Here is a 26,039-nt window from a genome sequence, read left to right as displayed (position 1 = left end):
AATAGGCCGCTACTACACCGCCAGGCGCTGTGGCACTTCGGCCCGGACCTGGCGGGCATCCTCCAGGATCAGCTCGGCGCCCTTCTCCGCCACCATCATCACCGCCGCGTTGGTGTTGCCGGAGGTGACGTTGGGGAAGATCGACGCATCCACCACGCGCAGGCCCTCGATGCCGTGCACCCGCAGGCGCTTGTCGACCACGCTGGACTGCGGGTCGGCGCCCATGGCGCAGCTGCCGCACAGGTGGTAGATGGAGCCGCAGTTCTCGCGGAAGTACTGCAGCATGGCCTCGTCGGACTGCACCGCCGGGCCCGGCAGCACCTCCTCCACGGTCACCGCCTTGAGCGCCGGGGCGTTCATGATCCTGCGGATCAGCCGGCTGCCCTGGATGGCTTCGTCTATGTCCTTCTGCGTGCTCAGGTAGTTGGGGTCGATCAGCGCCGCGTCGGCCGGGTTCTCCGAGGCGATGCGCACTTCGCCGCGGCTGGTCGGCCGGCACGGGTTGAAGCACAGCAGGAAGCCCGAGTACGGCTCCGGCTTGAGGCTGGCCTTGCTGCTCTTGGGAATCTGGTAGGACAGCGGGTTGAAGTACAGCTGCAGGTTCGGGTGCGCCTGGCCTTCGTCGCTGCGGAAGAAACCGCCGCTCTGGTTGACGCTCATCGACAGCGGCCCCTTGCGGGTGAACAGGTACTCCAGGCCCAGCTTGGCCTGGCCCAGCAGCGAGCCGAAGTCGTCGTTCAGGGTGCGCACGTTGGCCTTGTAGTAGTAGCTGACGCACAGGTGGTCCTGGAGGTTCTTGCCCACCGCCGGCAGGTGCAGCACTTCCGGAATCTGGTGCTGACACAGCAGCTCGCGGTCGGCCACGCCGGAGAGTTGCAGCAGCTTCGGCGAATCCACCGCGCCGGCCGCCAGGATCACTTCGCGGCGCGCGCGGAATTCGCGCTGCACGCCATGCTGGCTGAGGCTCACGCCGACGGCGCGCCTGTTCTCGTCGAACAGCACGCGCTCCACCTGGGCGTGGCGCTCGATGTTCAGGTTCGGCCGGCCCAGCGCCGGGTGCAGGTAGGCGAAGCTGCTGGAGCAGCGCTGGCCGTCGCGGGTGTTGACGTCGTAGATGCCGGCGCCTTCGAAGTGCGCGCCGTTGAAGTCCTCGCTGCGCGGGTAGCCGAGTTCCTCGCAGCCCTTGAGGAAGGCGTCGCAGATCGGGTGGGTGTGGCCCTTCATCGGGCTGATGCGGATCGGCCCGCTGCCGCCGTGGTACTCGCTGTCGCCCAGCGGGTGCGATTCCAGCTTGCGGAAGTACGGCAGCACTTCCTTGAACGACCAGCCGTCGTTGCCGTTGGCCGCCCAGTCGTCGAAGTCGTGGGCCTGGCCGCGCACGTAGATCATCGCGTTGATCGAGCCGGAGCCGCCCTGCACCTTCCCGCGCGGCGCATACAGTTGGCGGCCGGCGAGTTGCCGCTGCGGCTGGCTGTAGTACATCCAGTTGAAGGTCGGGTTGTAGTAGAGCTTGGCGAAGCCCACCGGCACCTTGAACCAGGGCGAGGAATCCTTGCCGCCGGCCTCCAGCAGCAGGACGTTGTACTCGCCGGACTCGCTCAGGCGGCTGGCCAGGATGCAGCCGGCCGAGCCGGCGCCGACGATGATGTAGTCGTAAGTCATGAATCTCGTACCGCAAGTAAGGGGGCCCGCGCCGGCCGGCGCGGGCGCGGGTGTCAGCCCTTGGCCGGGGCGTTGTCCTTGACGTCGACCGGGTCCGGGCCCATCTGCAGGTGCAGGCGCTCGCCGGTGTAGGGGGAATGCCGGCGCACCACGTCCATGTCCAGCTCCACGCCCAGGCCGGGCTCGTTGGAGGGGATGATGTAGCCGTCTTCCCAGTGCAGCGGCTTCTTGAGGATTTCCGCGTGGAAGCCGTCCCAGGTGCCGATGCTTTCCTGGATCAGGAAGTTCGGCGTGCAGGTCGCCAGCTGGAAGCTGGCCGCCGCGCCAATGGGGCCGTTATACAGGTGCGGGGCGATCTGCGCGTAGAAGGCCTCGGCCATGGAGGCGATCTTCTTGCCTTCGAGCAGGCCGCCGCAGCGCCCCACGTTCATCTGCAGGATCGATGCGCCGCCGGCCTGCAGCAGGCGGAAGAACTCGTACTTGGTGGTCAGCCGCTCGCCGGTGGCGATGGGGATGCTGGTCTTGGCCGCGACCTGGCCCATGGCCTCTTCCTGGCCCGGCGGAATGGGCTCCTCGAACCACAGCGGGTCGTATTTCTCCAGGCGCCTGGCCAGGCGAATGGCCGAGGACGGCACCATCTGCCCGTGGGTGCCGAACAGCAGGTCGCACTTGCTGCCCACCGCTTCGCGGATCTTGCGGCAGAAGGTTTCGCAGCGCTCCAGCACCTCCAGCGACAGCTGGTGGCCGGAGAACGCCGTGTAGGGCCCGGCCGGGTCGAACTTCAGCGCGCTGAAGCCCAGGTTCATGTTGTGTACCGCGCATTCGGCGGCCAGGTCCGGGTCGGAGTAGTCGTACTCGCCCTGGGCATTCTTCGGATACAGGTAGGTGTAGGAACGCAGGCGCTCGTGAACCTTGCCGCCGAGCAGCTCGTACACCGGCTTGTTCGCCGCCTTGCCGACGATGTCCCAGCAGGCCATCTCCAGGCCGCTGACCACGCCCATCATGGTCAGGTCGGGGCGCTGGGTGAAGCCGCTGGAATAGGCGCGGCGGAAGAAGCGCTCGATGTGGTGCGGGTCCTGGTCCAGCAGGTAGCGCTGGAACACGTCCTCGATCACCGGGACCATCGCCCTGGGGTGGAAGGTGGCGGCGTAGATTTCGCCGACGCCCTCGATGCCGCAGTCGGTCTTGAGGGTCACGAACAGCCAGTACATGCCGCCGATGTGCGGCGGCGGGACGGCGACCACGTGGGTCTGCAGGGAGACGACTTTCATGCTTGGCGCGCTCTCTTGTCGATGCGTTTCTTCAGGATCAGGGTGGCGACCACGCCCAGCAGGCCCACCGCCACGACGTAGGAGAAGTAGATCTGGTAGCCGACGAAGCCGGGGAAGCGGTCGGTGATCCAGCCGTTGAGCAGCGGCAGGAAGACGTCCGGCGAATAGCCGACCAGGGAAATGATGCCGATGGCCAGGCCGGTGACGCGCAGGGGGATGTGGCAGTCGTCGAGGATCGCCCAGTACAGGCCGCGGATGGCGTAGGTCATCAGGCCGATGAAGATCACCAGGAACACCAGCACACTCAGCACGTGCAGGCTCGGCAGCAGCACCAGGCCAAGCATGCCCAGGGCCGAGAGCAGCATGGCCCAGGTCAGCACCCCGGTCTTGGAGAAGCGGTCGCCCAGCCAGCCGCCGCCGATGCCGCCAACCGGGCGCATCCACAGCTTGATGGTGGTGATCAGCCCGGCCATGGTCGCGCTCAGGCCGAAGCCGCCTTCCTGCAGGTAGGCCGAGAAGCTGTAGGTGGCCCAGAAGAAGTGGTAGCCGCAGAAGACGATGGCGGTCACCAGCCACAGCTCGGGGATGCGCGCCAGGGTGCGCAGGTCTTCCAGCAGGTTGCCCTTGCCCGAGGCGGCGCGCTCGCCCTGCGCGCCTTGCGGGTCGCGCAGCATCATCAGCACCACGCCGAGGACGATGCAGCAGGCGGCGTAGAGGTGGATGACCAGTTGCAGGCCCTCGGCGTTGCGCTCGCCGCGGGTCTGGGTGACGTAGGCGAACAGCGCGATGGCCACGGTGGCCAGCAGCGCTTCCACCAGCCCGCGGCCGCCGTCGAGCACGCCGAAGAAGCGGCCCTGCTCGGTCTCGCCGGCGAGCATGTTCACCCGCTTGATCAGCGAGGCCCAGAAGGTCAGCCCGGTGGTGATGCCGAAGCCGCAGAAGATCGCCAGCAGCGCCTGGAAGCCGGGCAGCTGCGCGTACCACAGGCCCAGCACGCCGGTGCCCAGCAGCGAGAAGCTGATCAGGTAGCGCGGCGAGATGCGGTCGGCCAGCCAGCCGCTGGGCAGGTAGCTGACCAGGAAGGCGCTGCCGAGGATGGAATACAGGTAGCCCAGCTCGCTGTTGCTGATGGCCAGGGCCTCGAGCATGGTGCTCTGGTACACCTGGCGCAGGTAGAGCATGGGGTAGATGGCGCCGGCGGCGAGCACCAGCAACGCCAGTTGCAGGTAGCGCGACAGGTTGGCGCTGGACGGAACGGCCATGGGCATGGCCTCTGCACTTATTGTTTTTTTCATCATGCGTCTCGTGGCCGGCGCTGGCACCGGCGGGTTGTCGGAAAAGCGCGGCGCACGCCGGGCGCAGGCAGGCGCCCGGCGCGGCTCGTCAGTACTTCAGGACCACCAGGCGGGTCTGGGTGAACTCCAGCATCCCGTGCTTGCCGTCGTCGCCGCCCAGGCCCGAGCGCTTCCAGCCGGCGTGGAAGCCCTGGTAGGGGTCGGCGGGGGTGCGGTTGACGTACAGCTCGCCGGCCTCAATGGCGTTGGCCACCTTCATCGCCGTGCGGTAGTTCTCGCTGTAGAGCACCGAGGACAGGCCGAACTGGTGGTCGTTGGCCATGGCCAGGGCTTCGTCGAGGGTCTCGTAGCGCAGCACCGGCAGCACCGGGCCGAAGATTTCCTCCTGGACGATCTCCATGTCCTGGCGGCAGTTGCTCAGCAGAGTGGCCGGGTAGAAGTGGCCCGGCCCTTCCGGCAGCACGCCGCCGCATTCCAGCCGGGCACCTTCGGCCAGGGCGCGCTGCACCTTGGCATGGATTTCCTGGCGCGAACGCTCGTTGACCAGCGGGCCCATGCGGCTCGGGTCCTCGCTGCGGTCGCCGCTGCGCACCGCGGCAAGCTTGTCGCGCAGCAGGGCGAGGAAGCGGTCGTGCACGCTGGCCTGCACGTACACGCGCTCGATGGCGGTGCACAGCTGGCCACAGTGGGTGGTCTTGGAGGCGGCGATGGCGCTGGCCGCCTGCTCCAGGTCGGCGTCGGCCTCGATGATCGCCGGGGTCTTGCCGCCCAGTTCCAGCGACGGTTTGGCGATGTTGGCCTTGCAGTAGTCGAGCACGGTGCGCCCGGCGCCGACGCTGCCAGTCAGGGTGATCATGCCCACCGCCGGGTGCTGGCAGAGCGTAGCGGCGACCTCGTGGACCATGGTCAGCACGTTGAACACGCCGGCCGGCAGCTCGGCCTCGGCGGCGGCGCGGGCGATCTCGAAGGCCGAGGTCGGGGTGTTGTTGCTCGGCCGCACCACCACCGTGTTGCCGCTGATCAGCGCCGGGGCGACCTTGCGCAGCAGGGTGTAGACCGGGTAGTTGAAGGGGATCAGGCAGGCCACCACGCCGATCGGCTCGCGTTGCAGCAGGATGGTTTCGTCGCGGGAATCGCTGGGGATCACCTCGCCCTCGATGCGCCGCGCCCATTCGGCGTGGTAGCGGGTGATCTGCGCGGCGTAGACTGCCTCGTTGGTGGCGTCCTGCAGGCTCTTGCCGGACTCGCGGGCCAGCGCCTCGCCGATGCGAGCGGCGTTGCGCTCGATGGCCTCGGCGAAGCGCCGCAGGTATTCGCCGCGCTCGATGGCCGGCCGCTTCGCCCAGTCGCGCTGGGCGCGTTGCGCGGCTTCCACGGCCTGGCGCACCTCGGCCTCGCTGGCGGCCGGTACCTCGGCGATGCAGGCCCCGGTGGCCGGGTCGGACACGGCGATGCGGGCGGCCACGGAGCCGTCGCGGAAACGGCCGTCGATGAAGTTCTGGTCAGTACGCATGGGCATTCCTGTGGTTCAAGCAGCGCGGTGGCGGAGGAACGACAGGAGCGACGCGGGGCGGGCGCTAAGCCGCGCCGGCAGGCGGGTGCGGGCAGGCATGGGAAACACTCTTGTCGTTCTTGGATGGCCAAGTTTCGACAGGCGCGGCAGGCCGGACAAACGATTAATAGCGCCGGGCAACCTGCGTTTTTCGCATGTTACCCGGCGGCGTTTCAGCGCGGGCTGACGATGTGCGCGGCGTTGTCCAGGCTGCGCTCGGCCAGGCACACCTCTTCCAGCAGCCAGTCGCGGAAGCGCTCCACGTGCTCCGGCAGTTCCTGCCCCGGGCGGCTCACCCACCAGTAGGACTGATGGCCATCCACCTGCACGTCGAGCAGTTGCACCAACTGCCCGGCCACCAGCTCGCGGGCCACCATCTGGCGGTCGGCCATGGTCACGCCCAGGCCGTCGATGGCGGCGCGGATGGCCATGTCCAGCAGGTCGAACTCGTAGCCGCCCTGCAGGTCGACGCCCTGGATCTTCGCCGCATCCAGCCAGTGGCGCCAGGTCAGGTAGCGCTGGTCGTCGCGGGCCAGCACGTGCAGCAGGGTCATGCCATTGAGCGGCATCCCCTGCTCCGTTTCCTCGCGCTGCGCCAGCAGGCCCGGCGCGCATACGGCGATGTGCTTCTCGTGCATCAGCAGCGAACTGTCCAGGCCCTCCCACTCGCCGTTGCCGAAGCGGATGGCGCAGTCCAGGGTGCCGGTCTCGGCCAGGCTGTCCTGCAGGTGCGTGGTGAGGGTCACCTCCAGCCCCGGATGGGCCTCGCGCAGGCGCCCCAGGCGCGGCAGCAGCCAGCGGCTGGCGAAGGTCGGCGGGGCGTTCAGGCGCAGGCGGTTGAGGTGCTGGCGCTGCTGGATGCCGCGCACCGTCAGCTCGATGCGGTCGAACGACTGCTGCAGCGCGCGCAGCAGCATGCGCCCGGCGTCGGTCAGTTGCAGGTGGTGGTGGCGGCGCTGCAGCAGCGGCTCGCCGAGCTGCTCCTCCAACTGGCGCACCTGGCGGCTGACCGCGCTCTGGGTGACGTTGAGCAGTTCGGCGGCGCGGGTGAAGCTGCCGGTGCTGCCGGCCACCTCGAACGCCTTGAGTGCATTGAGCGCCGGGATCTTGCGCTTCATCGCTGGCCCTCCCCTCGCGCCCCCGTTGGACGCGGCATGCGCATTGGAGTATGGCAGCGGCCCTAGAGTCACCAGGGCCGCCGCCGAGGCTCAGAAGTAATAACCGACGTTGGCGTACAGCTGGTTCTCCCAGTGGTCGGTGCCGCCCTGGGCCAGACTGTCGGTATAGCTGCTGCCGCCGATGTAGGGGTCGTTGCGGCCGTTGAGCCATTCCACGGCGATGTAGAAGGAACGCACCGAGAACGAGGTGCCGAGGATGAAGCGCTCGGAGGCGTCGAAGCCGCTGGCGGACTTGTCGAAGCGGCTGTAGTTGCCGTACACCTTCAGGCCACTCACCCAGCCGCCGACAAAGGTGCCGGGGAAGCTGTAGCTGAGGTCGCCGACATAGAGGTTGCCGCGGCTGGCGACGTTGAAGGTGCCGTCGTAGCCGCCGAAGCTGACCACCTCGTCGCTGCCCGGGTTGCGCGGCGACATCTGCTGGCGCCCGGCCTGCAGCTGCACGCCCCAGGGGCCGTTCTGCCCCAGGTAGTGCAGGGCGTAGGCGTTGCGCCGGCCGGCGTCGTGGGTGTCCTTGTTCTCCAGGCGCGAAGTCAGGGCCGACACGCCCACCTCGGACTTCCAGTCGCCCAGCTGCAGCGAACGCGCCAGGCGCGCGACCACTATCTGCCGTTCCTGGTTGCGGGTGCCCTCGGGCACGTAGTCGTCGGCCGAGGTCACCACCGTGGAGTAGGTGCTGCCGTTGCTGGTGCCGCGCCCCGGCCAGGCCGGGCGGCCGTACAGGCCCGCCTGCAGGTTCCAGTCGCCCTGCTGCTGGATGTACTTGGCGCCCACCGCCGAGACGTCCTCCAGGCCCACCACGTTGCCGAGGGTCTCGTAGAAGGTGCTGCCGAAGAACGGCTGCAGGCCGAAGGGAATCTGGTTGAGGCCGACCTGCACCTGGCGCTCGGCGTCGAAGCGGTAGCCGACCCAGGCATACTCGGCGAAGGCGACGTCGCCGATGTGGTCGGTGTACTGGTAGGGGTACTGCTTGCCGTAGAAGCGGTAGCGCGCCGCGCCTATCCAGCTGTCGGAGGTATAGGTGGCGCGCAGCATCAGAGTGTCGAAGCCGGCCTTGTCGATGTCGCGGTCCGGGTCGTGGTCGAAGCGCGCGCGGATGGCGCCGCCGACGTCGAGTTCGTCCGTCACCGGCACCGCCAGGGCGGCGGCGCTGCAAGTCAGCAGGACGGGAAACAGCAGGTGCGCACAGCGGCGCGGCAGGGGAAATCTGGCCACAATGGAAAGCCTCGGCGAAGTTCTTGTCGTTATTCGGCGCACCGGCGCGGACACTCCCCCCACACCTTGTGCGCGGCCGAAACTAGCCCCTGGCGCGAGCCGCGCACAAACGACTAAATCGCCGGGCAAACCGGAGAAAAACGCATGTTTGTAGGAGCGGCCCGGCGCTAGAATCGGCGCACCACGACCAGCCCGCGCGCGCCACCCCGCGCGCCCTTTCGGAAGCCGCCCCATGCGCAGCCTGCCGCCCCTGAACATGCTCCGGGTCTTCGAGGAAGTCGCCCACCACCGCAGCTTCAACCGCGCCGCCGAGGCGCTCAACGTCACCCAGGGCGCGGTCAGCCGGCAGATCAAGCAACTGGAGGACTACCTGGGCGTCAGCCTGTTCGTGCGCACACCGCGCGGCCTGACCCTCACCGAGACCGGCAGCGCCCTGGCCCCGCACCTGGGCGAGGCCTTCGACCGCATCGAGCGCGCCCTGCAGGCGGTGCGCGTGCCCAACCTGCGCCAGCGCCTGCGCATCCTCGCGCCGCCGACCTGGGGCACGCGCTGGCTGTCGCCGCGCCTGCGCAGCTTCCTCCAGCGCTACCCGGACATCAGCCTGAGCGTGACCAACGCCCAGGACGCGGACAACCCCGGCGAACTGGACTGCCGCATCCGCTTCGGCCTGGAGGCCGCCGCCCACTGCCACAGCCAGCTGCTGGTGATGGAACGGCACATCGCCGTGGCCAGCCCGGAGCTGTTCGACGGCGAGCGCCCGCCGGAGCTGCACGCCCACCCGCTGCTGCACATCCTCCACGAGGGCAAGCGCCTGAAGGTCTGGGAGAACTGGCTGGAAGCCGTGGGCCGCAACGACGTCGACGCCGGCAGCGGCATCGAGTTCAGCACCCTCGACCAGGTCATCCACACCGCCCTGGCCGGCGGTGGCCTGGCGGTGATCGACCGGCAGATGATCGAACGCGAACTGGCCGCCGGCAGCCTGCTGCCGATCACCCCGGTGGAAGTGCTCGGCCCCTACGGCTACTGGCTCGACATCCCCGCCGACAAGCGCGGCCTGTCCAAGGTGCAGCGCTTCCAGGACTGGCTGGAACTGATGAGCAACCCCTAGCCGTTTTGAGGATTTGCCGACAGCTTCGCCCCTCGCGTGGAAATCTCCCCCGTCCGACTCGGAGGAATTGCACAGACCTTGCCGCTCCTCCCAAAGGCATGGCGGTCCAAGATCATGCGCTGGAGTCCGCCCCCGCTCACGGACGCCGGAAATCGCCACCGCAAGGACCCGATCATGTCTATCAAGCACACACTAAACCTGCTGGACGAGCGACTGCTGAAGGAGTTGCTCGACGCAGCCCAGGAAGCCCTGAACGACACCGCCACCGCCAAGCGCGTCGCCCACGTACTGGGCGTGGAACCCGCGCGGGTCCACGCCCTGGCCAACGTCGCCCTGGGCCTGTCGCAGGCGGACGACGAACGCGCCCACGACGTCGGCACCCTGCGCCAGCTGGACGACCTCACCCGGCGCATCCGCGGGCTGATGAGCCCCTGAGGCCACGCGTCCGGCGGGAGCGGTAGGCGATCCCCGAGGCTTTTGCTGCTACCTTCCAGGTCCGTAGCGAGCACCCTCCGAGGAACCCCATGACCGATCCCCTGCACAAGCTTTCCTGGGACGACCTGCGCATCGTCAAGGCGATCGGCGAAGGCGGCAGCCTGGTGGCCGCGGCCGCCGCGCTGGGGTTGAACCACTCGACCGTCTCCCGGCACCTGGCGGCCCTGGAGGGCACCCTCGGCGTGGCCCTCTTCGACCGGCGCCGCAGCGGCTATGCCCCCACCGCCGCCGGCGCCGAGCTGGTCGAACTGGGCGGGCGCCTGGAGCAGGACATCCTCAGCGTGGCGCGGCGGGTGTCGAGCCACGCCCAGGGCCACAAGGGCGACCTGCGCATCACCACCAGCGATGCCCTGCTGCTGGACTTCCTCACCCCGATCATCGCCGGCTTCCAGGCGGCCAACCCGGAAATCCGCATCGAGGTGCTGGTGAGCAACCAGCCGCTGAACCTCGCCCGCGGCGACTCGGACATCGCCTTCCGCGCCACCCTGGTGCCGCCGGAGAACCTGTTCGGGCGCAAGGTGGCGACCGTGGCCTGGGCCATCTACGGGCGCCGCGTCGACTATGTCGGCCACGCCCCCATCCTCGACGACCTCTGGCAGCGCCAATGGGTGTCCTACGGCCGCGGCCTGGCCGGCCTGCGCGCGTATGGCTTCGTCGAGCAACGCGTCGCGCCGCAACGGATCGGCTACCGCAGCGACTCGGTGGCCGGCGTCGCCGCGGCCATCGCCGCCGGCATGGGCATCGGCTTCCTGCCCTGCATGCACGGCGACCTGGTGCCCGGCCTGGTGCGCATCAGCCCGGTGCAGCCGGAGGTCCACGACGAACTCTGGGTGCTCACCCATCCGGACATCCGCAAGTCCGGCCGGGTGTACGCCTTCCTCACGCACTGCGCCGAGGCCATCGTCCGCCAGCGCGACTTCATCGAAGGCCGCGAACTGCGCCCCGCCTCCCTCGCCCTGCCCGGCCGCTGATCCGCGATCCTGCGGATTCGACTCCGCGCAAACGCACACCCGGGCGCCGTGCCAGGTCCCTAGACTCGGCGGAGACCGGCAGCCACGGCTGCCGGCAGCCCACCAGAGGAGGACTTCCCCATGAACGTCAAAGCGTCCACCAAGCCCGCCCGTTCCCTGCTCAGCCCCCAGGACCACGCCCTGGTGCTGATCGACCACCAGTCGCAGATGGCCTTCAACACCAAGTCCATCGACATCGCCAGCCTGCGCGCCAACACCGCGATCCTCGCCAACGCCGCCAAGGGCTTCGGCGTGCCCACGGTCATCTCGACCATCTCCCGGGAAAGCTTCGCCGGCCCGCTGTTCCCCGAAGTCAGCGAGGCCTTCCCCGACGCCGAGGTCATCGACCGCACCACCTCCAACGCCTGGGAAGACGAGCAGTTCATCGCCGCCATCAACGCCACCGACAAGCCGCGCCTGGTGATGTGCGGCCTGTGGACCTCGGTGTGCTGCAACGGCCCGGTGCTCTCGGCGCTGGAACAGGGCTTCGAGGTCTACGTGGTGACCGACGCCTGCGGCGACTGCACCGCCGAGGCCCACGAGCGCGCGGTGCAGCGCATGCTCCAGGCCGGCGCCCGGCCGATCACCGCCCTCACCTACCTGCTGGAACTGCAGCGCGACTGGGCCCGCGTGGAAACCTACGACCTCACCACCGGCATCTCGGTCGAGTTCGGCGGCGCCTTCGGCATCGGCATCCAGTACGCCAAGGCCATGCTCGGCGGCCACCAGGGCTGAGCACCGCGGCCCCGTGGCGGCCAGCCCCCACGGGGCCCTGGGGAGACGCGGCATGAAAGCCTATTTCCTTTCCCTGGGCGTCGGCCTGCTGGTGGGCGTCATCTATTCCCTGAGCGGCGTGCGCTCGCCGGCGCCACCAACCATAGCCCTGCTCGGCCTGCTCGGCCTGCTGGGCATGCTGCTCGGCGAACAGGCCCTGCCACTGACCAGGCGGTTGCTCTAGGCGCCGTCGGCTGCCAGCGTTGCTGCGGAACGGCAGACGCCGGAAGTATCGGTTGGGCAGAAGGTTCGGGCTCCGAAAGATCGGCAAAGGCAGTAAAGCGTCTCCTCGTCTGATAAGCACGCCTCCTGCCGATACGATTCCGCCCCTCCTTCTCCCCGCCGCCGATTGACGGCTCCAGAGCAGCCCCCTGATGCTTGGCGCCTGACATGGCTGCATCCGCGTTATGGGCGGGTCGTGCGGGGCATCCTCGGATGCGCCGGTCCTAATCCCGGCACGCCAACCTGTGCGGTCCGCCCTCCCTGATTGGCGTCAGGAATCGGAAACCCATTCGATTAGGAAACAACCCCATGAACCTTGCAGCCCAAGTGCTACCCATACCCTGAAAAGCACCGCCCCACCGGGGCTAGACGACGCCGCGCAATCCCGACAGGCGGCCCTGGTCAATCTGGTGCGCCTGCTGGCCGACGCACCAGACCTGGGCGCCCCCACCGAGGAAGTGCTGGACGGCACCTTCAGCGCGCAGGAATACCTGGCGGCCGATGTCGAGCGGCTGTACACCGCCGCCGAGCAACGCACCCGACCGTAGGGCGCATAACGCGAAGCGTTATCCGCCGTTGCTGGATAACGCTTCGCTCCGTAGACGGGAAAGGAGATTTAAAAGCCCTATCAAAGTTTGGCGCCCAAGTCCCAGCCAACTAACTCTGCAGGGTTATTCTGCACATACGGCTCCCACTCGACTTGTAATTCCTAAATTAGCCTTGACGCGGCCCTCTCTATATCGAAGCACGGCCTCGGAAACGCAGTGAGCTGTCTATAGCACTGATAAAACCCTGAGTCCGCCAAGTCACTTCGCCGCGCTTCTCGAACGCCACTTCCGGCGTACCCAGGTGGCTGGTACCGAAGTAGCTCACGCTCCAGGCCTGGGTATCGCGGCGTTGAGCCTGGGTGAACAGCGGCTGGCTCATCCAGGGCGCGCCGGGGTCGTAGGCGTATTCCTGTACCAAGCCGCCCTGGGCGTCGTACACACCGATCAGGCCTTCTTCACTGTAGAAGTAGTAGGTGAGCTTGGCAGCAGTGTCTTGCTGATGCGTTGGCCCAGGGAGTTGTAGCGGTAGCGGGCCTGCGGGTGGCCGTTCTTCTCGACCTCGACCAGGCGCTCGCGGCTTCGGCTACGAAGTTTTCCGCGGGATGTCCGGGCAGCAACGACAACGACTGGACATCCGGCCCCTGGGTGTCGACTCGCAGGGTCTTGCCCTCGACGATTTCAGTACCTTCGTTGCCAACCGGGTCGTAAGCCGAAACCCGGGCATGGAGCAATCCGGACGGTACGGCATCGCTCAGGTCGAAGCTCCCCTGGTAGTCCAGCGAGTCGTTGGCCGCTTGGCTCAGGCGCACGGGGATCGAACCGCCCTGTGGCACATCCAGGCTGAAGAAGGGAGCATTACGTAGCTGCTCACTCATGCGCAGCCGGACATCGATCCTCCCGGGTCCATGGCGACCATCGGTGGCTACCGCCCCGTGGCTTTCGTATTCGACCGCCTCGACCCTGGGCAAGGTGCGATCGGCCTCCGCCATGCGCAGCACCGACGGCGCACTTTCCGAGCCGAGCGAATTCGCTGCCACCACCCGGTAGTAGTAGGTGCCATCTTCGGTGGTCTGGTGGCTATGGCCCAACCCCGTCAACAATCCACTGTTGAGCCTAGTCACGCCGGCATCACCGGCCGTCTCGAACGGCTGGTTAGCGGCATAAAAATTACCAACTCACATAAAGGAAAAATTGATATTAAGCGCCCCTCTCGTAGAACCTGACCATTCTATGAAACTAGCGCTGAAGCACACGCACGACCCTCCTCCAACAAAATGCCATCCCTCCTCCAATAAGAACCCCACAAACACTCACAATCAAATTAAGATATTCCTCACGCTTAACTCCCCATTCTCCCGTGGCAACTCCGAACACCAACACATCTCCTACGAAATATATGGAGTCCAAAACTGATTCAACCAAGAAATACAAACCCACCCCAACTACCATCACCTCAATTGCCGGCGCCGCAACCAAAATGATCTGTTTACCCCCCCCAAAAAAGGAAAATATCGTTTTCGGAAAAACCCAAAATGCGACAGAAGACAAGAAAATCAGGGAAACCCAGAGTACATACAATTTCGCCAGCAGTAAATTTTGTTCACTGCGTAAGTACTGAGCCAAGCTAATGGCCTGTTCCAAACCATAGAAACCAATAAAAATGGCCAATACTCTCATTACAATACGCACACAATTCACTTCACTCATAGTTACCTCGCAACAATTTCCCACCGAGCAGCCTGTCCTACACCCAAGGCACAAGAAGATGCTAAGGCTACCAACTCCGCCCCCTAAAGATCACTGAACCCTCAAATGAAATACTTTGATACAAACAGCCTTCCCCATGAAAGCGTTAATACTTCAGTGAAAATACCTCACGAGAGGTCGGCCTGCCGATCCTGTCTACAACAGACAGAGCAGACAACATATTTGATTCATCAAACCCAAACACAACAACCCTCACAAACTTATTATTGATGCCACAACAAATATATACAATATTTTTAATAACCCCTTCATAGCGAATTAGCACCGGAGCACACGCACAATTCGCCTACAGAAAACCACCATCCCCCCACCTATAAAAATCCCACACATACTAACCAACATGTTTAGGAAAAAATTGCGCCCCCACATGTTATACATCAACCCCATAACCAGAAAATCTCCCGCGAACCTTACTAAACCGAACACTGAACAAGCCCAAAAATATAAACCCAGACCAAGAACTACAAATTCAAATCCTGACAAGGACTCAGAGGAAGCGTTTCTATCGACCAACTCCTTCCTCCACAAAACAGAAGAAAACTCCCCCGAAAACCGCCAAAGCATAATGGAAAACAAACAAGCCAAAAGAACCCACAATAAATAAATCTCATCCACAGGGCTTCCCTCAGAGAGATACCTAACTAGGTTGGTTGCTTGCCCCAAGCAATAGAAAGCTAGAAGAGCAGCCAACCCCCTAACTACAACGCATATAAAGACCACACCACTCACAAAAACCTCACAGAAATATTATCTATAATTTAACACTTCCATTTTTCGCCATAGCAGATGCAATACTCATCCCACGGGGCGACTTAGTAAAATATCAATTAGAATTCTGCGACCCACAAGAATCTATATAATAGTTGCCAGCCATACACTGATACATAGAACATTCAGTCTCAAAGTAGCAACTGGGAGAGTTAAACGGGCATGCATATGCTCCAGGCGTTTGAGGTTGCTCATTCAGATTCCCAACAGGGTCATTGTTGGCATTAGGCGGATCTCTATCAAGCCGATCCGGGGGATAAGACTCATGCCTTTCACACTGCGCTTTATCTCGTAGATGCCTTACTCCATTCTCACCCGGGCCTTTTCCAGGGCTAGTTCTCTGTTGAGGACTCCAAGGGTTAATTGGAGGTCGACCTCCAATTGCCCACGCCCTGGGCCCAAACACATCAACTGAATAAATAGGGTTCAATCCAACATACCAGTAAATATTTATCCCGCCGTCTAGCCCGACTGGATCTTGCTGCACATACCGTCCCAGTCGCAGGTCATAATCCCTGAGGTAGTTCTGATACAGCCCCGTCTCCGCATCGAAATACTGCCCCGGGAAACGCAGCGCGTTGTCGATGGCATTGAGCGTTATCTGTGTTTCGCCAAAAGCCTGGGCCTGGGCGCGCCAGGTCACTTCGCCGCTCTTCTCGAACGCCACTTCCGGCATACCCAGGTGGCTGGTGCCGAAGTAGCTCACGCTCCAGGCCTGGGTATCGCGGCGTTGCGCCCGGGTGAACAGCGGCTGGCTCATCCAGGGCGCGCTGGGGTCGTAGGCGTATTCCTGTTCCAAGCCGCCTTGGGCGTCGTACACGCCGACCAGGCCTTCTTCGCTGTAGAAGTAGTAGGTGGTCTTTTCGCTCGGCAGCAGCGTCTTGCTGATGCACTGGCCCAGGGGGTTGTAGCGGTAGCGGGCCAGTGGCTGGCCATTCTTCTCGACCTCGACCAGGCGTTCGCGGCTGTCGTAGCGGTATTTGCTTTACCATAGCTAAACTTATTAAACCAGACAAAATCAATTAACCCCTGGGTCGTCGAAGCCATCTGACAACGGCAGGAATAAATACAAACCACTGAAAATAGCCGACCAAAAATATACCTAGCCAAGTAATAAATATCGAAAAAAATGTATCATTTATTTTTATAAAAAACACAAAATCCAATATAAAATATATAAAAGATATCACACTACCCATCGGAAAAGACAGCGCCAACATACTCCATGCGAAAACTATCACAATGTCATTTGACACCTTCTCGCAGAAACCTGACAGGGTGAACCCCAAAACTATAAAATTTGCCACCACCCATACCAACTTAATTATATTTAAAATCACTGCCACCACCGCTTCTGCTTAACATCACACTCTTTCCGGCAACTCTTAACTACCTTATCATCATATTCTTGGCAGTCAGTTCCAAAGGGTATCCCATACTTTGGTCTTGGTTTACCCCACTCAGAAATCAAGCACTGTTCAAAGCAGTCATTATCGGGCTCAATTTCCTTACATTCTCGCCCTGCCTCTAAAGAATCTTGGCTTGGTTTGCCTTCTCCTCTCAAAGCCGAATCCGCCGCATCTTGCCCCCCACACGTTACCTTCCCATCTTTTCCTACAACACATGAGTATTGATGGTAAAAGTACGGTACCCAGTCGTGCGCTATTTTGGCGCCATCAGGACCAATTTTTTCCTCCAAGGCATTTAACGGCTTCGTACATTGAATTGTCTTTAATCCGTAAGGATCTGAGCGAAAAATAGGATTTCCAATTACATAAGCGTACCTATTAAGCCCTCCGTTTAGTCCAATCGGATCACTTTGCACATACCGTCCCAGGCGCGGGTCATAATCCCTGAAGTAGTTCTGATACAGCCCCGTCTCCGTATCGAAATACTGCCCGGGGAAACGCAGTGCGTTGTCGATGGTATTGAGCGTTATCTGTGTTTCGCCAAAAGCCTGGGCCTGGGCGCGCCAGGTCACTTCGCCGCTCTTCTCGAACGCCACTTCCGGCGTACCCAGGTGGCTGGTGCCGAAGTAGCTCACGCTCCAGGCCTGGGTATCGCGGCGTTGCACACGGGTGAACAGCGGCTGGCTCATCCAGGGCGCGCTGGGGTCGTAGGCGTATTCCTGTTCCAGGTTGCCCTGGGCGTCGTACACGCCGACCAGGCCTTCTTCGCTGTAGAAGTAGTAGGTGGTCTTTTCGCTTGGCAGCAGTGTCTTGCTGATGCGCTGGCCCAGGGGGTTGTAGCGGTAGCGGGCCAGTGGCTGGCCGTTCTTCTCGACCTGGACCAGGCGTTCGCGGCTGTCGTAGCGGTAGCGCCAGTGGTCGAGGGCGCCGCTCTGGATCAGGCTGCCGTCGCTTTGCAGCGCGCCCTTTTCGATCAGGTGGCCGTCGGCGTTGTAGCGGTAGCCGATGCCGTCGTGGCTGAGCAGTTGGTTGTGGGCGTTGTATTGCCAGCGGCCGATGTCCAGTTCCGCTTTGTCGGCCTTGGCGTCCAGGCGGTTGCCCACGCCGTCGTAGGCATAGGCTTCGTCGCTTCGGCTGTCGCCACTGGGGTAGTGGGCTTCGGTCAGGCGATAGAGCTTGTCGTAGCCGTATCGCTGTTCGCCGGTCTGGCTGGCAATGGCCGTGATATTGCCCGCGGCGTCGTACTGGTAGTGCTGCCGCTGGATCGGGTTGCCGGCCAGGTCGTCGAGATTGCGCTGGGTGTAGCGCAGCAGGCCGTCGTGGACGCTGCGCAGGGCATTGCCGCCGGGGTAGAGGACGGTCCGTGGCTTTTGCCAGTTGAAGTTCTGCCAACTGATGCTGCCTTCGCCGGGGATGCTCAGGCCGTCGAGTGGGCCATGGGCACTGTAGCGGTAGCTGTAGGTCTGCTGCTCCGGGGTGCTATAGCTGACCTTGCGGCCGTTGGCGTCGTAGTTGTAGGCAATGCTCTTGCTGAAGACGGGGCTGGCCGTCTTGTAGGTGACGGTCAGGCGAATGACCCGGCCCAGGGCGTCATGCTCGTAGAGCGCCTGGCTGTCTTCGTCCTCGTAGCTTTGCAGCCGGTTGAGCGCGCTGTAACGGTAAGTGGTGGTGCGCTCGGCGCGGTCGGTCTCGGCCTGGCCGGCGTTGCTGAAGTGTCGGGCCTGGACCAGGCGGTTGGCTGCATCGTACTGGTAGCGGCTGATACGGCCATCCGGCGTGATGACCTGGCTCAGGTTGCCGGCCGCATCGTACAAGTAGTGCCGCTCGGTAGGCGGGGTGTCGGCATCGCCGGGTTTGATTTCGGCGACCAGGGCATCACGGGCATCGTAGCGAAAGCGGGTACTGCGGCCGGCGGGGTCGGTCACCTGGATCAGGTTGCCACGGGCGTCATAGGCATAGCGGGTGATGCCGCCTTCGGCATCGCGGCTTTCCACCAGGCGGCCCAGGGCATCGTATTGGTTGTCCGTGGGGTTGCCCGCCGCATCCAGCCATTGTTCCAGCAAACCGTCGGCCAGGTAGCGGTAGTGTTCCGTCTGGTCGCGGGTTTCGCCGTCGACGGGGTATTCGCGGCGTTGGCGCTTGAGTCGTTCCCGGGCGTCGTAGTCGAAGCGTTCGCGGTAGGTCGGGTAATCGATGCCGACCAGGCGTTCCTTGTCGTACTGGTACTGGGTGAGATTGTCGGCGGCATCCCTTTCGTTGAGCAGGCGGCCACGGGCGTCGTAGCCGCGCCGGCGGGTGTGGCCCAAGGGATCGATCAGCGCCACCAGCCGCTGGCTGGCGTCGTATTCGAAGCGGGTTCGGGCGTTGACCGCATCGGTGAGGCTGGTGGGCAGGCCGGCGGCGTTGTACTCGCTCAGCCGTTCGCCGCCGTTGGGCGCGACGCTTTTGATGCGTTGGCCCAGGGCATCGTAATGATGGGTGAGCGTTTGCTGCAGGGGGGTGCTCAGGCTGGTCAGATTGCCTGCCGCGTCGTAGGTGCTGCTCCAGGTCTGGCCCAGGGCGTTGGTCAGGCTCAGGACGTTGCCCAGCACGTCATGGGTCGAGGTGCTGGCATGGCCCAGGGGGTCGAGGGTCTGGCTGCGGTTGCCCTTGCCGTCGTACTGGTATTTCCAGGTGGCCGCCGGGGTGTCGCCGCTGCCCGGGCGATGCTCTTCGATGAGTTGCCCGAGGCTGTCGTAGACGTAGGTGGTGCGGCTGGCTTGCGGGCTGTCGGCGGCGTCGATCCGTTCGATCAGGTTGCCCTTGCCGTCGTAGCGGTAGCGGGTGACGATGCCGCGCTCGTCGATGCGCTCGCTGAGTTGGCGGGCCGCCGGGTCGTAGCTGTTGCGGATCTCGCTGCCGTTGGCGTACTGGATGCGGATGACCTGGTTGTAGCGGTTGTATTCGGTGGTGGTGCGCTGCCCCTGGGCGTCCTGTTCGATCATCTGCGCCACGTAGGGGGAAGGCGAGCGGCCCTGGCGCCGGGAGATCTCGCGGCTCAGCGCCAGGCTCTTGCCGGTCAGTTGGTAGGCCTCGGCCACCTTGCCCACGTTGCTCGAGCGGTCCGACAGTTGGTACTGCCGGCTGAACAGGGTTTCGCCGTTCTCCGCCTGGCGCACCCGATGGCCGAGGCGGTCGTACCATTGTTCACGGACCAGTCCACCCTGGTCGGCCTGGCGGACATGGAACAGGCCCTGGGCGCGGTCGTAGCCATAGCTGTACTGCAGCTTGCGGCCATCGGCCCAGCGGACTTCCTTGACGCTGTCCTTCTTGCCCAGCACGTAGGTGGTGCGCTGGCCCAAGGGGTCGGTGTAGCCGGCCAGGCCGTTGCCGTCGTAGTGGTACTCCCAGCGCTGGCCAAGCACGTCGGTCACCGCGGCGAGGCGATCGCCGCTGTATTCGTATTTGACTTCGCGGCCGCTGTAGTCACGGATACCGCTGAGTTGGTCGCCAACGTACGTCAGGTCCAGCACACGCTCGCCGTGGTGATCCTCGACGCCGACGATCCGGCCCTGGGCATCGCGCACCAGGCGGGTCTGCAGTCCGTTGCGGTCCTGGTAGCCGGTCATGCGGCCCTGGGCGTCGTAGTCGATACGGTTGCCCTGCACGTCCTGCCAGCGGTAGCCGGCCAGGCCGCGTTGCAGGGCTGTCAGGGTGCGCCGGGGCAGGTTGTGGAAGCTCACGTCCTGGCCCTGCACCGTGCTGGTCGCGCGCAGGTAGCTCTGCCCACCACGGATCACCGCGTAGGGGCGGTCGGCATTGACCGGGTCGGCCGCGCCCTGCGGCGCGTCGGCCTTGGCCGGGCCGAGCACGGTAAGGTCCGCCCAGCGCTCGTTCCACTCCCAGCGGCCGTTCTTCCAGCTGCGCAGCAGGCGGATGGGCCCGCCCAGGGCCTGCACCTGCAGGTCCAGCACGTCCAGCTGCAACGCCTCGGTGTTGTAGTGCGGACCGCGGTACTGATGGTCCAGCCCCGGTGCCGCCTGTACCCAACCCGCCACCCAGGCGAGCAGGCCCACCCCCAGACTCCGGCCGATCCTGGCCACGACCTTGCGCTTCAATCCTTTCTCCTTGCTGGCTCACGCCCAAACGAAGGGCGCAGTCAAACAAGGCGCAGGGACCGAAAACGTTAACGCCTAGGCACTCTGGAACTCAGAAAAAAATCCCGCCAACTACAGGGAAATAACTGCTCGGGCCGCAAGATCTTTCAAGGAAATCCCTTCAGAAAAGGCAGCCACCCGGCATTTGGCGGGAAGGCCGGACGCTCGCCAAAAACTGGAGCGGGACCATCTGCCCAGGCCACTCGGGAGAAGGGAAGAAACGCCCGAGTAGCCTGAACCAACAGACGGATCAGACCAGCGCCGCCTTGCGCGCCGGCGCCTGCGCGGCGTCCTCGCCTTCACCCTTGCCGGCGTCGGTCAGCGTCAGGTACTTGGTCTCCGGCGCCCAGGCCATGGAGATCAGCGCGCCGAACAGGAGGATGCCGGCGAGGATGGCCATGGTCGGGTTGAGGCCGATGCCGGCCACGCTGACCGGCAGCAGGAAGGTGCTCAGCGCCGAGCCCAGGCGGCTGGCGGCGGTGGCCAGGCCGATGCCGCCGGCGCGCACTTCGGTGGGGAAGCTTTCCGCCGGGTAGACGCCGACCAGGTTGCTCACCGCCGAGAGCACCAGGGTGAACAGGCCGAAGGTCGCCACCATCAGCCAGGCCAGGCTGCCGGGCAGCAGCACCAGCAGGAAGAGCGCGGCGGAGAGGATCAGGAAGGAGCCGATGAGGAAGCCGCGGCGGGTGAATTTCACCGTGCACCAGATGCCCAGCAGTGCGCCCACCACCAGCAGCGCGTTGAGCAGCATCTCGGTGCCGAAGCCCTCGGCCAGGCCCATCTTCTGCAGGATCGACGGCAGGAAGGTGTAGATGGCGAAGTACGGCATGACGATGCAGATGAAGAACAGGCAGTTGAACGCGGTGCGCTTGCGGTACTGCGCGCTGAACAGCTGGCGGAAGCCACCCTTGTGCTCCTCGGCGATCTCGTCGTCGAGCACCACGTGCGCGCCCAGGTGCTTGCGCACTATGGCCCGCGCTTCTTCCACACGGCCCTTGTGCACCAGCCAGCGCGGCGATTCCGGGGTGCCGATGCGGGCGATCAGGATCATGGCCGCGGGGATCGCCGAGGATGCCAGCATCCAGCGCCAGGCGTCGTCGCCCAGGCCGAGCATGGCGGTGCCGACGAAGGTGGCGGCGACGTAGCCGAAGGTCCAGATCACGCTGAAGGAACCCAGCAGCACGCCGCGGTGCTTCTTCGGCGAGAACTCGGCGAGCATGGCGTGGCCGACGCTGAAGTCGCCGCCCAGACCGATGCCGATCAGCACCCGGCAGAGGAACAGTTGCAGCGCCGTCTCGGCGAAGAACTGCAGCAGCGAGGCCAGGGTGATCAGCACGAAGCTGATGAGGAAGATTTTCTGCCGCCCCAGGTGGTCGGAAATCCAGCCGAAGAACAGGCTGCCGAAGAACAGCCCGAGCAGCGCCGAGCTGCCGATCAGGCCCTGCCAGAAGGGGTCGAGGTTCAGTTGCGGGTTGATCAGGGTGAAGGCGATGCCGATCAGCCCGAGGATGTAGCCGTCGGTGAAGTGGGCGCCGAAGGTGAGGCCGGCGATCTTGATGTGGAACCTGCCGATGGGCAGGTCATCGATTCTGACTGTGTTACCCGACATGATCGTCTCCGAGTTTTTTTCTTGTTGTCTGAACGGAAGGATGACCGCCACACCGGTCGGGGCGGCGGCGGTTGGCGGAACTCCTTAGCGGCGTGGCCGCGGCTGCATGCGGGGCGGCGTCAGTCGGACAGGCCGCCGAGCAGCAGGTACTTGATCTCCAGGTAGTCGTCGAGGCCGTACTTGGAGCCCTCGCGGCCCAGGCCGGATTCCTTGATGCCGCCGAAGGGCGCCACCTCGGTGGAGATGATCCCTTCGTTGATGCCGACCATGCCCGCCTCCAGGCCCTCTGCCATGCGCCAGACGCGGCCGATGTCGCGGCTGTAGAAGTAGGCGGACAGGCCGTAGGGCGTGTCGTTGGCCAGGCGCAGCGCCTCGGCCTCGTCGCGGAAGCGGAAGCAGGCGGCCACCGGGCCGAAGGTTTCCTCGCCGGCGATCAGCATCCCGGCGTTCGCCTCGGCCAGCACCGTGGGCTCGTAGAAGGTGCCGCCCAGGGCGTGGCGCTGGCCGCCGCAGAGTAGCCGGGCGCCCTTCTCCAGGGCATCGCCGACGTGCTGCTCGACCTTGGCCAGGGCCGCTTCGTTGATCAGCGGGCCCTGCTCGGTGTCGCCTTCCAGGGCATTGCCCACGCGCAGCGCGCGCACCGCTTCGGCGAGCTTGGCGGTGAAGGCTTCGTACACCTCGTCCTGCACGTAGAAGCGGTTGACGCACACGCAGGTCTGCCCGGTGTTGCGGAACTTCGAGGCCATGGCGCCGCGCACCGCGGCGTCCAGGTCGGCGTCGGCGAAGACGATGAAGGGCGCGTTGCCGCCCAGTTCCAGGGAGACCTTCTTCAGGGTGTCCGCGGCCTGGCGCATCAGCAGCTTGCCGGTGCGGGTGGAGCCGGTGAACGACAGCTTGCGCACTACGCCGGAGGCCTGCAGCGCGCCGCCGATGGCCGGGGCATCGCCGGAGACGATGTTGAACACCCCGGCGGGAATGCCCGCCTGCTCGGCCAGCACGGCCAGGGCGAAGGCCGACAGCGGCGTCTCTTCCGAGGGCTTGAGGATCAGCGTGCAGCCCGCCGCCAGGGCCGGGCCGACCTTGCGGGTGACCATGGCCAGGGGGAAGTTCCACGGGGTGATGGCGGCCACCACGCCGATCGGCTGCTTGGTGACGACGATGCGCGCGTCGGTCTTGGGCGAGGGGATCACGTCGCCGTACACGCGCTTGGCTTCCTCGGCGAACCATTCGAGGAAGCTGGCGGCGTAGGCCACCTCGCCTTTCGCCTCGGCCAGGGGCTTGCCCTGTTCGCGGCTGAGCAGGCGCGCCAGTTCGTCCTGGCTGGCCAGCATCAGTTCGGCCCAGCGGCGCAGGCGCGCCGCGCGCTCCTTGGCCAGCAGCCCGCGCCAGGCCGGCAGGGCGCGCTCGGCGGCGGCGATGGCGGCGTTGGTTTCCTCGGCGCCGCCGCGCGGCACTTCGGCGACCACCTCGCCGGTGGCCGGGTTGCGTACCGCGTAGGTCGGGCCGCCGCTGTGCCACTGTCCGTCGATGTAGTGGCCGGCTTTCAGCAGTGCGCTCATGCCACGGCCTCCGTCAGCGAAAAGGTCTCGCGCATCGGCCGGGCCACGCGGAGGATGCGCTTGCCGGCGGTGTAGTCGTTGATGACGTCGCAAGGCGTGTAGTTGCGCTCCAGCTCGTAGAGTTCTTCCTCGTCCAGGCGCGTCTCCAGAGCGGCCAGGGCGCTGTCGAACTGCGCCGTGGTGTCGGCGCCGACCAGCATGCAGTCCACGCCGGGGTGGTTGAGCACCCAGGCCTGGGCGACCTGCGCGTTGCTCACGCCGCGGCGCCGGGCCACGCGCTGCACCGAGCGGGCGATCTCGAAGGAGGTCTCGTCGGCGTACATCTGCTGGGTGAAGAAATCGGTCTGGTTGCGCGTGGATTGCGCATCGCCGGTCAGCAGGCCGCGGGCCAGCGGGCTGAACACCGAGACACCGAGGCCCTGGTCGCGGCAGAAGGGGATCATCTCGCGCTCTTCCTCGCGGTAGGCGCAGTTGAGCTGCAGCTGCATGTTGATCGGCTTGACCCAGCCGTTGCGCTCGCAGGCCATGAGGATTTTCGCCAGTTGCCCGGTGAGCATGGTGGATACGCCTATATAGCGGGCCTTGCCGGCGCGGACGATGTCGTTCAGCGCGCCCATCGCCTCTTCCACGGGGGTGTTCACGTCATAGAAATGCAGCATGTAGATATCGACGTAGTCCATGCCCAGGCGGGCCAGGGAGGCGTCGATGCTGTCCATGATGTGCTTGCGCGAATGGCCGCTGGCGTTGATGCCCTGGCGGGTACCGTAGCCGACCTTGGTGGTGACCACGATGTCCTCGCGGCGCACCAGGCGCTTGAGGATGCGCCCCACCACTTCCTCGCCGACGCCGGCGGAGTAGAAGTCGGCCAGGTCGATGAAGTTGACCCCGGCGTCCAGTGCGTGCTTCACGATCGGTTCGCTGCGCTGTTCGTCGAAGATCCACGGCTTCCAGTCCGGGGTACCCATGTTCATGGTGCCCAGGCACAGCTTGGAGACCTGCAGGCCGGAGTTGCCGAGACGGATGTATTGCATGGCGGCGACCTCAGGCTTTGGGGGTGTAGAAGGGGTTGGCGATCTGCCCGACCACGTCGGCCAGCTGCGCGCGCTCGGGCTTGCAGGCCAGCGCCGCGCGGATGGCGGTGCGGCAGGCGTTGTAGTTGTTCAGGTAGACGGCATCCAGGTCGTCGCAGGCCGGGTTGACCCAGTTGGCGGTGACGATGGCCCACTCGTCCTCGGCTTCGGCCGGCAGGGTGCCGTCCAGCAGGGCCTCGGTGACGGCCTTGGCGATGCCGGCCTGGGACGCGCCCCAGGTGGCGTTGGCGTGCAGGTCGCCGCCGATCGGGGCCTTGTTCACGTAGAGGGTCATCGGCTTGACCGGGAGGTTCGGCTGGGCGATCACCATGAACGGGCAGTGGCCCTGGCTGGGCGAGGCCAGGCTGCCGGCGAAGGCCTGGCCGGCGGGGCCGTTGCGCGGGCCGAGCAGGATGTTGATGTGCGCGGCGTTGACGCCGGGGCCTTCGAAGCCTTCACCGATGTAGAGATCGAGCTGTTTCATGGGTACCTCGTGGGATCGTCAGGGCGAGCGGAAGCGCGGGCCGCGAAGGTCCGTGCGCAGGGCTGCGGGGCAGCCGGGTTCAGTGATCGGTTCGCGACGGGGTTGGAGGAGGAACGAGCGGGAAGCGGGAAAGCAGCGGGAGGAATGAAGGCATGGCGCAATCGCTCGTTGTTGTTGTCGGGAGCCGTTGCGCGATTTTTTAGCACCGGCCCGTTGCGGGCCGGTAAGCATAAAAACTCAAGGAGCTATGAGTTCAACTCATAACCTGGAGGGGTTCAGATGCCGACCTTGTCCAGGGCCTTGCCGACACCTTCCCAGAAGCGCCGTTGGCGCCGCACCTCGTAGCCGCTGGCGGCGATATGCGCCGGTTCCTGGACCAGGCGGGTGCTGGCGATCTCGGGCTCGGCCAGGCGCGCTTCGATCAGTTGCAGCGGGCCGTCGCCCTCGCTGTGACTGCGCTTGGCGGGCACGCGGTCCTCGTCGTAGCGCAGGTAGTAGACGCCGCCGGCCTTGGCTTCGAGCATGAAGCTGGAAATACGGGTGAAGTCCAGCGGGCCGTCGGCGAAGAAGGTCCAGAAGCTGCCGAACAGCGGCCGGCGCATTTCCAGCTTGAAGCTGCCCGGTTCGAACTCCAGGGCCAGGTAGCCGTTGCTCGGCAGGCTGCCGATCAGCTCGTTGTTGAGGAACAGGCCGGGGGCTTCCAGTTCCTCGTCGGCCCACTGGTTCTGCGGGCGGTAGAGGTAGACCAGGGCATGCTGCGCGTCGCCGGGTCGCAGCGGCGCGAAGGCCTGGCCGTCGGTGGCGCCGAAGAAGGCGCCGGGGGAACTGCAACCGGCCAGCAGCAGGAGAACCAGGCCCAGCAGCGATCGCAACATGCGTCAGTCCCTTCTTGTGGTCATGCCGCGAGCAT

22 protein-coding genes and 1 pseudogene are annotated in these 26,039 nt (G+C 64.9%); 6 read left to right on the top strand and 17 right to left on the bottom strand.

Features of this window, described 5'->3' with window-relative positions; all coding sequences use genetic code 11:
- Window positions 1–12: 12 nt before the first annotated feature.
- The 6 genes from QSJ95_RS06570 to QSJ95_RS06545 form a co-directional block, all read right to left on the bottom strand.
- Entirely contained in the window at window positions 13–1,662 is a 1,650-nt protein-coding gene (locus tag QSJ95_RS06570; protein ID WP_285640988.1) for a GMC family oxidoreductase, read from the bottom strand.
- Window positions 1,663–1,715: 53 nt separating this feature from the next.
- Window positions 1,716–2,933, bottom strand: coding sequence for a mandelate racemase/muconate lactonizing enzyme family protein (locus QSJ95_RS06565; RefSeq protein WP_285640987.1), 1,218 nt, complete (start codon window positions 2,931–2,933; stop codon window positions 1,716–1,718).
- Window positions 2,930–4,228 carry an MFS transporter gene (locus tag QSJ95_RS06560; protein ID WP_285640986.1) on the bottom strand — a complete coding sequence of 433 codons (1,299 nt, stop codon included), beginning with the start codon at window positions 4,226–4,228 and terminating at the stop codon, window positions 2,930–2,932. The genes QSJ95_RS06565 and QSJ95_RS06560 overlap by 4 nt, the downstream gene beginning before the upstream one ends.
- An 88-nt stretch (window positions 4,229–4,316) precedes the next feature.
- Complete coding sequence (aldA, locus tag QSJ95_RS06555) at window positions 4,317–5,741, bottom strand: aldehyde dehydrogenase (RefSeq protein ID WP_285640984.1); 1,425 nt, start codon at window positions 5,739–5,741, stop codon at window positions 4,317–4,319.
- 212 nt (window positions 5,742–5,953) lie between these two features.
- Complete coding sequence (locus tag QSJ95_RS06550) at window positions 5,954–6,898, bottom strand: LysR substrate-binding domain-containing protein (protein ID WP_285640983.1); 945 nt, start codon at window positions 6,896–6,898, stop codon at window positions 5,954–5,956.
- A gap of 90 nt (window positions 6,899–6,988) precedes the next feature.
- Window positions 6,989–8,170 carry a porin gene (locus QSJ95_RS06545; protein ID WP_051879288.1) on the bottom strand — a complete coding sequence of 394 codons (1,182 nt, stop codon included), beginning with the start codon at window positions 8,168–8,170 and terminating at the stop codon, window positions 6,989–6,991.
- Window positions 8,171–8,402: 232 nt separating this feature from the next.
- Here QSJ95_RS06545 and QSJ95_RS06540 point away from each other — a divergent pair, with 232 nt between their 5' ends.
- The 6 genes from QSJ95_RS06540 to QSJ95_RS06515 all read left to right on the top strand — a co-directional run bounded on the left by QSJ95_RS06540 (window position 8,403) and on the right by QSJ95_RS06515 (window position 12,327).
- The gene (locus QSJ95_RS06540; RefSeq protein WP_009615764.1) at window positions 8,403–9,278 is read left to right on the top strand and encodes a LysR substrate-binding domain-containing protein; all 876 of its coding nucleotides are present in this window, start codon (window positions 8,403–8,405) and stop codon (window positions 9,276–9,278) included.
- 174 nt (window positions 9,279–9,452) lie between these two features.
- Window positions 9,453–9,713, top strand: a complete 261-nt coding sequence (locus tag QSJ95_RS06535) for a hypothetical protein (protein WP_009615762.1) — start codon at window positions 9,453–9,455, stop codon at window positions 9,711–9,713.
- An 89-nt stretch (window positions 9,714–9,802) separates the two neighbouring features.
- Complete coding sequence (locus QSJ95_RS06530) at window positions 9,803–10,744, top strand: LysR family transcriptional regulator (RefSeq protein ID WP_285640978.1); 942 nt, start codon at window positions 9,803–9,805, stop codon at window positions 10,742–10,744.
- A 120-nt stretch (window positions 10,745–10,864) separates the two neighbouring features.
- The gene (locus tag QSJ95_RS06525; protein ID WP_285640977.1) at window positions 10,865–11,518 is read left to right on the top strand and encodes a hydrolase; all 654 of its coding nucleotides are present in this window, start codon (window positions 10,865–10,867) and stop codon (window positions 11,516–11,518) included.
- A gap of 52 nt (window positions 11,519–11,570) precedes the next feature.
- The gene (locus QSJ95_RS06520) at window positions 11,571–11,741 is read left to right on the top strand and encodes a DUF1427 family protein (protein WP_285640975.1); all 171 of its coding nucleotides are present in this window, start codon (window positions 11,571–11,573) and stop codon (window positions 11,739–11,741) included.
- 448 nt (window positions 11,742–12,189) lie between these two features.
- Window positions 12,190–12,327 (top strand): hypothetical protein, encoded by a 138-nt coding sequence (locus tag QSJ95_RS06515; RefSeq protein ID WP_285640973.1) that lies wholly within the window; start codon window positions 12,190–12,192, stop codon window positions 12,325–12,327.
- A gap of 187 nt (window positions 12,328–12,514) precedes the next feature.
- On the opposite strand, the gene QSJ95_RS06510 is transcribed toward QSJ95_RS06515, so the two are convergent.
- The 11 genes and pseudogenes from QSJ95_RS06510 to QSJ95_RS06465 all read right to left on the bottom strand — a co-directional run bounded on the left by QSJ95_RS06510 (window position 12,515) and on the right by QSJ95_RS06465 (window position 26,004).
- Window positions 12,515–12,766: a hypothetical protein gene (locus QSJ95_RS06510; RefSeq protein ID WP_285640972.1), complete on the bottom strand. Its 252-nt coding sequence runs from the start codon at window positions 12,764–12,766 to the stop codon at window positions 12,515–12,517.
- A 16-nt stretch (window positions 12,767–12,782) separates the two neighbouring features.
- Complete coding sequence (locus tag QSJ95_RS06505; protein WP_285640970.1) at window positions 12,783–13,448, bottom strand: hypothetical protein; 666 nt, start codon at window positions 13,446–13,448, stop codon at window positions 12,783–12,785.
- Window positions 13,449–13,563: 115 nt separating this feature from the next.
- Entirely contained in the window at window positions 13,564–14,034 is a 471-nt protein-coding gene (locus QSJ95_RS06500; RefSeq protein ID WP_285640968.1) for a hypothetical protein, read from the bottom strand.
- 883 nt (window positions 14,035–14,917) lie between these two features.
- Window positions 14,918–15,832 (bottom strand): annotated as a pseudogene (locus tag QSJ95_RS06495) (RHS repeat domain-containing protein); the annotation flags it as partial.
- A 52-nt stretch (window positions 15,833–15,884) separates the two neighbouring features.
- Window positions 15,885–16,202 carry a hypothetical protein gene (locus QSJ95_RS32955; RefSeq protein ID WP_502945264.1) on the bottom strand — a complete coding sequence of 106 codons (318 nt, stop codon included), beginning with the start codon at window positions 16,200–16,202 and terminating at the stop codon, window positions 15,885–15,887.
- Window positions 16,199–20,368, bottom strand: coding sequence for an RHS repeat-associated core domain-containing protein (locus QSJ95_RS06490; RefSeq protein ID WP_285640965.1), 4,170 nt, complete (start codon window positions 20,366–20,368; stop codon window positions 16,199–16,201). Before QSJ95_RS06490 ends, QSJ95_RS32955 begins: the two co-directional genes overlap by 4 nt.
- 289 nt (window positions 20,369–20,657) lie before the next feature.
- The gene (locus QSJ95_RS06485; protein WP_285640963.1) at window positions 20,658–22,016 is read right to left on the bottom strand and encodes an MFS transporter; all 1,359 of its coding nucleotides are present in this window, start codon (window positions 22,014–22,016) and stop codon (window positions 20,658–20,660) included.
- Between the two features lie 119 nt (window positions 22,017–22,135).
- Entirely contained in the window at window positions 22,136–23,575 is a 1,440-nt protein-coding gene (locus tag QSJ95_RS06480; protein ID WP_285640962.1) for an NAD-dependent succinate-semialdehyde dehydrogenase, read from the bottom strand.
- Window positions 23,572–24,606: an aldo/keto reductase gene (locus QSJ95_RS06475; protein ID WP_285640960.1), complete on the bottom strand. Its 1,035-nt coding sequence runs from the start codon at window positions 24,604–24,606 to the stop codon at window positions 23,572–23,574. The genes QSJ95_RS06480 and QSJ95_RS06475 overlap by 4 nt, the downstream gene beginning before the upstream one ends.
- Before the next feature lie 10 nt (window positions 24,607–24,616).
- Window positions 24,617–25,129: a formaldehyde-activating enzyme gene (gene fae / locus QSJ95_RS06470; protein WP_009615752.1), complete on the bottom strand. Its 513-nt coding sequence runs from the start codon at window positions 25,127–25,129 to the stop codon at window positions 24,617–24,619.
- Window positions 25,130–25,404: 275 nt separating this feature from the next.
- Complete coding sequence (locus tag QSJ95_RS06465; protein ID WP_285640956.1) at window positions 25,405–26,004, bottom strand: DUF2846 domain-containing protein; 600 nt, start codon at window positions 26,002–26,004, stop codon at window positions 25,405–25,407.
- Between the last annotated feature and the right edge of the window lie 35 nt (window positions 26,005–26,039).

Origin of the sequence: Pseudomonas sp. NBRC 100443 (genome assembly GCF_030268185.1) — a bacterium.
In the GTDB taxonomy this organism is placed as follows: domain Bacteria; phylum Pseudomonadota; class Gammaproteobacteria; order Pseudomonadales; family Pseudomonadaceae; genus Pseudomonas; species Pseudomonas citronellolis.
Note: the sequence above shows the minus strand (reverse complement) of the source record. Positions and strands in the feature narration are given on the sequence as shown.

What these genes read in the sequence shown, in the direction of transcription:
- QSJ95_RS06570 (WP_285640988.1), bottom strand. Translation starts at nt 1,662, where the DNA reads ATGACTTACGACTACATCATCGTCGGCGCCGGCTCGGCCGGCTGCATC.
- QSJ95_RS06565 (WP_285640987.1), bottom strand. Translation starts at nt 2,933, where the DNA reads ATGAAAGTCGTCTCCCTGCAGACCCACGTGGTCGCCGTCCCGCCGCCG.
- QSJ95_RS06560 (WP_285640986.1), bottom strand. Translation starts at nt 4,228, where the DNA reads ATGAAAAAAACAATAAGTGCAGAGGCCATGCCCATGGCCGTTCCGTCC.
- aldA (WP_285640984.1), bottom strand. Translation starts at nt 5,741, where the DNA reads ATGCGTACTGACCAGAACTTCATCGACGGCCGTTTCCGCGACGGCTCC.
- QSJ95_RS06550 (WP_285640983.1), bottom strand. Translation starts at nt 6,898, where the DNA reads ATGAAGCGCAAGATCCCGGCGCTCAATGCACTCAAGGCGTTCGAGGTG.
- QSJ95_RS06540 (WP_009615764.1), top strand. Translation starts at nt 8,403, where the DNA reads ATGCGCAGCCTGCCGCCCCTGAACATGCTCCGGGTCTTCGAGGAAGTC.
- QSJ95_RS06535 (WP_009615762.1), top strand. Translation starts at nt 9,453, where the DNA reads ATGTCTATCAAGCACACACTAAACCTGCTGGACGAGCGACTGCTGAAG.
- QSJ95_RS06530 (WP_285640978.1), top strand. Translation starts at nt 9,803, where the DNA reads ATGACCGATCCCCTGCACAAGCTTTCCTGGGACGACCTGCGCATCGTC.
- QSJ95_RS06525 (WP_285640977.1), top strand. Translation starts at nt 10,865, where the DNA reads ATGAACGTCAAAGCGTCCACCAAGCCCGCCCGTTCCCTGCTCAGCCCC.
- QSJ95_RS06520 (WP_285640975.1), top strand. Translation starts at nt 11,571, where the DNA reads ATGAAAGCCTATTTCCTTTCCCTGGGCGTCGGCCTGCTGGTGGGCGTC.
- QSJ95_RS06500 (WP_285640968.1), bottom strand. Translation starts at nt 14,034, where the DNA reads ATGAGTGAAGTGAATTGTGTGCGTATTGTAATGAGAGTATTGGCCATT.
- QSJ95_RS06485 (WP_285640963.1), bottom strand. Translation starts at nt 22,016, where the DNA reads ATGTCGGGTAACACAGTCAGAATCGATGACCTGCCCATCGGCAGGTTC.
- QSJ95_RS06480 (WP_285640962.1), bottom strand. Translation starts at nt 23,575, where the DNA reads ATGAGCGCACTGCTGAAAGCCGGCCACTACATCGACGGACAGTGGCAC.
- QSJ95_RS06475 (WP_285640960.1), bottom strand. Translation starts at nt 24,606, where the DNA reads ATGCAATACATCCGTCTCGGCAACTCCGGCCTGCAGGTCTCCAAGCTG.
- fae (WP_009615752.1), bottom strand. Translation starts at nt 25,129, where the DNA reads ATGAAACAGCTCGATCTCTACATCGGTGAAGGCTTCGAAGGCCCCGGC.
- QSJ95_RS06465 (WP_285640956.1), bottom strand. Translation starts at nt 26,004, where the DNA reads ATGTTGCGATCGCTGCTGGGCCTGGTTCTCCTGCTGCTGGCCGGTTGC.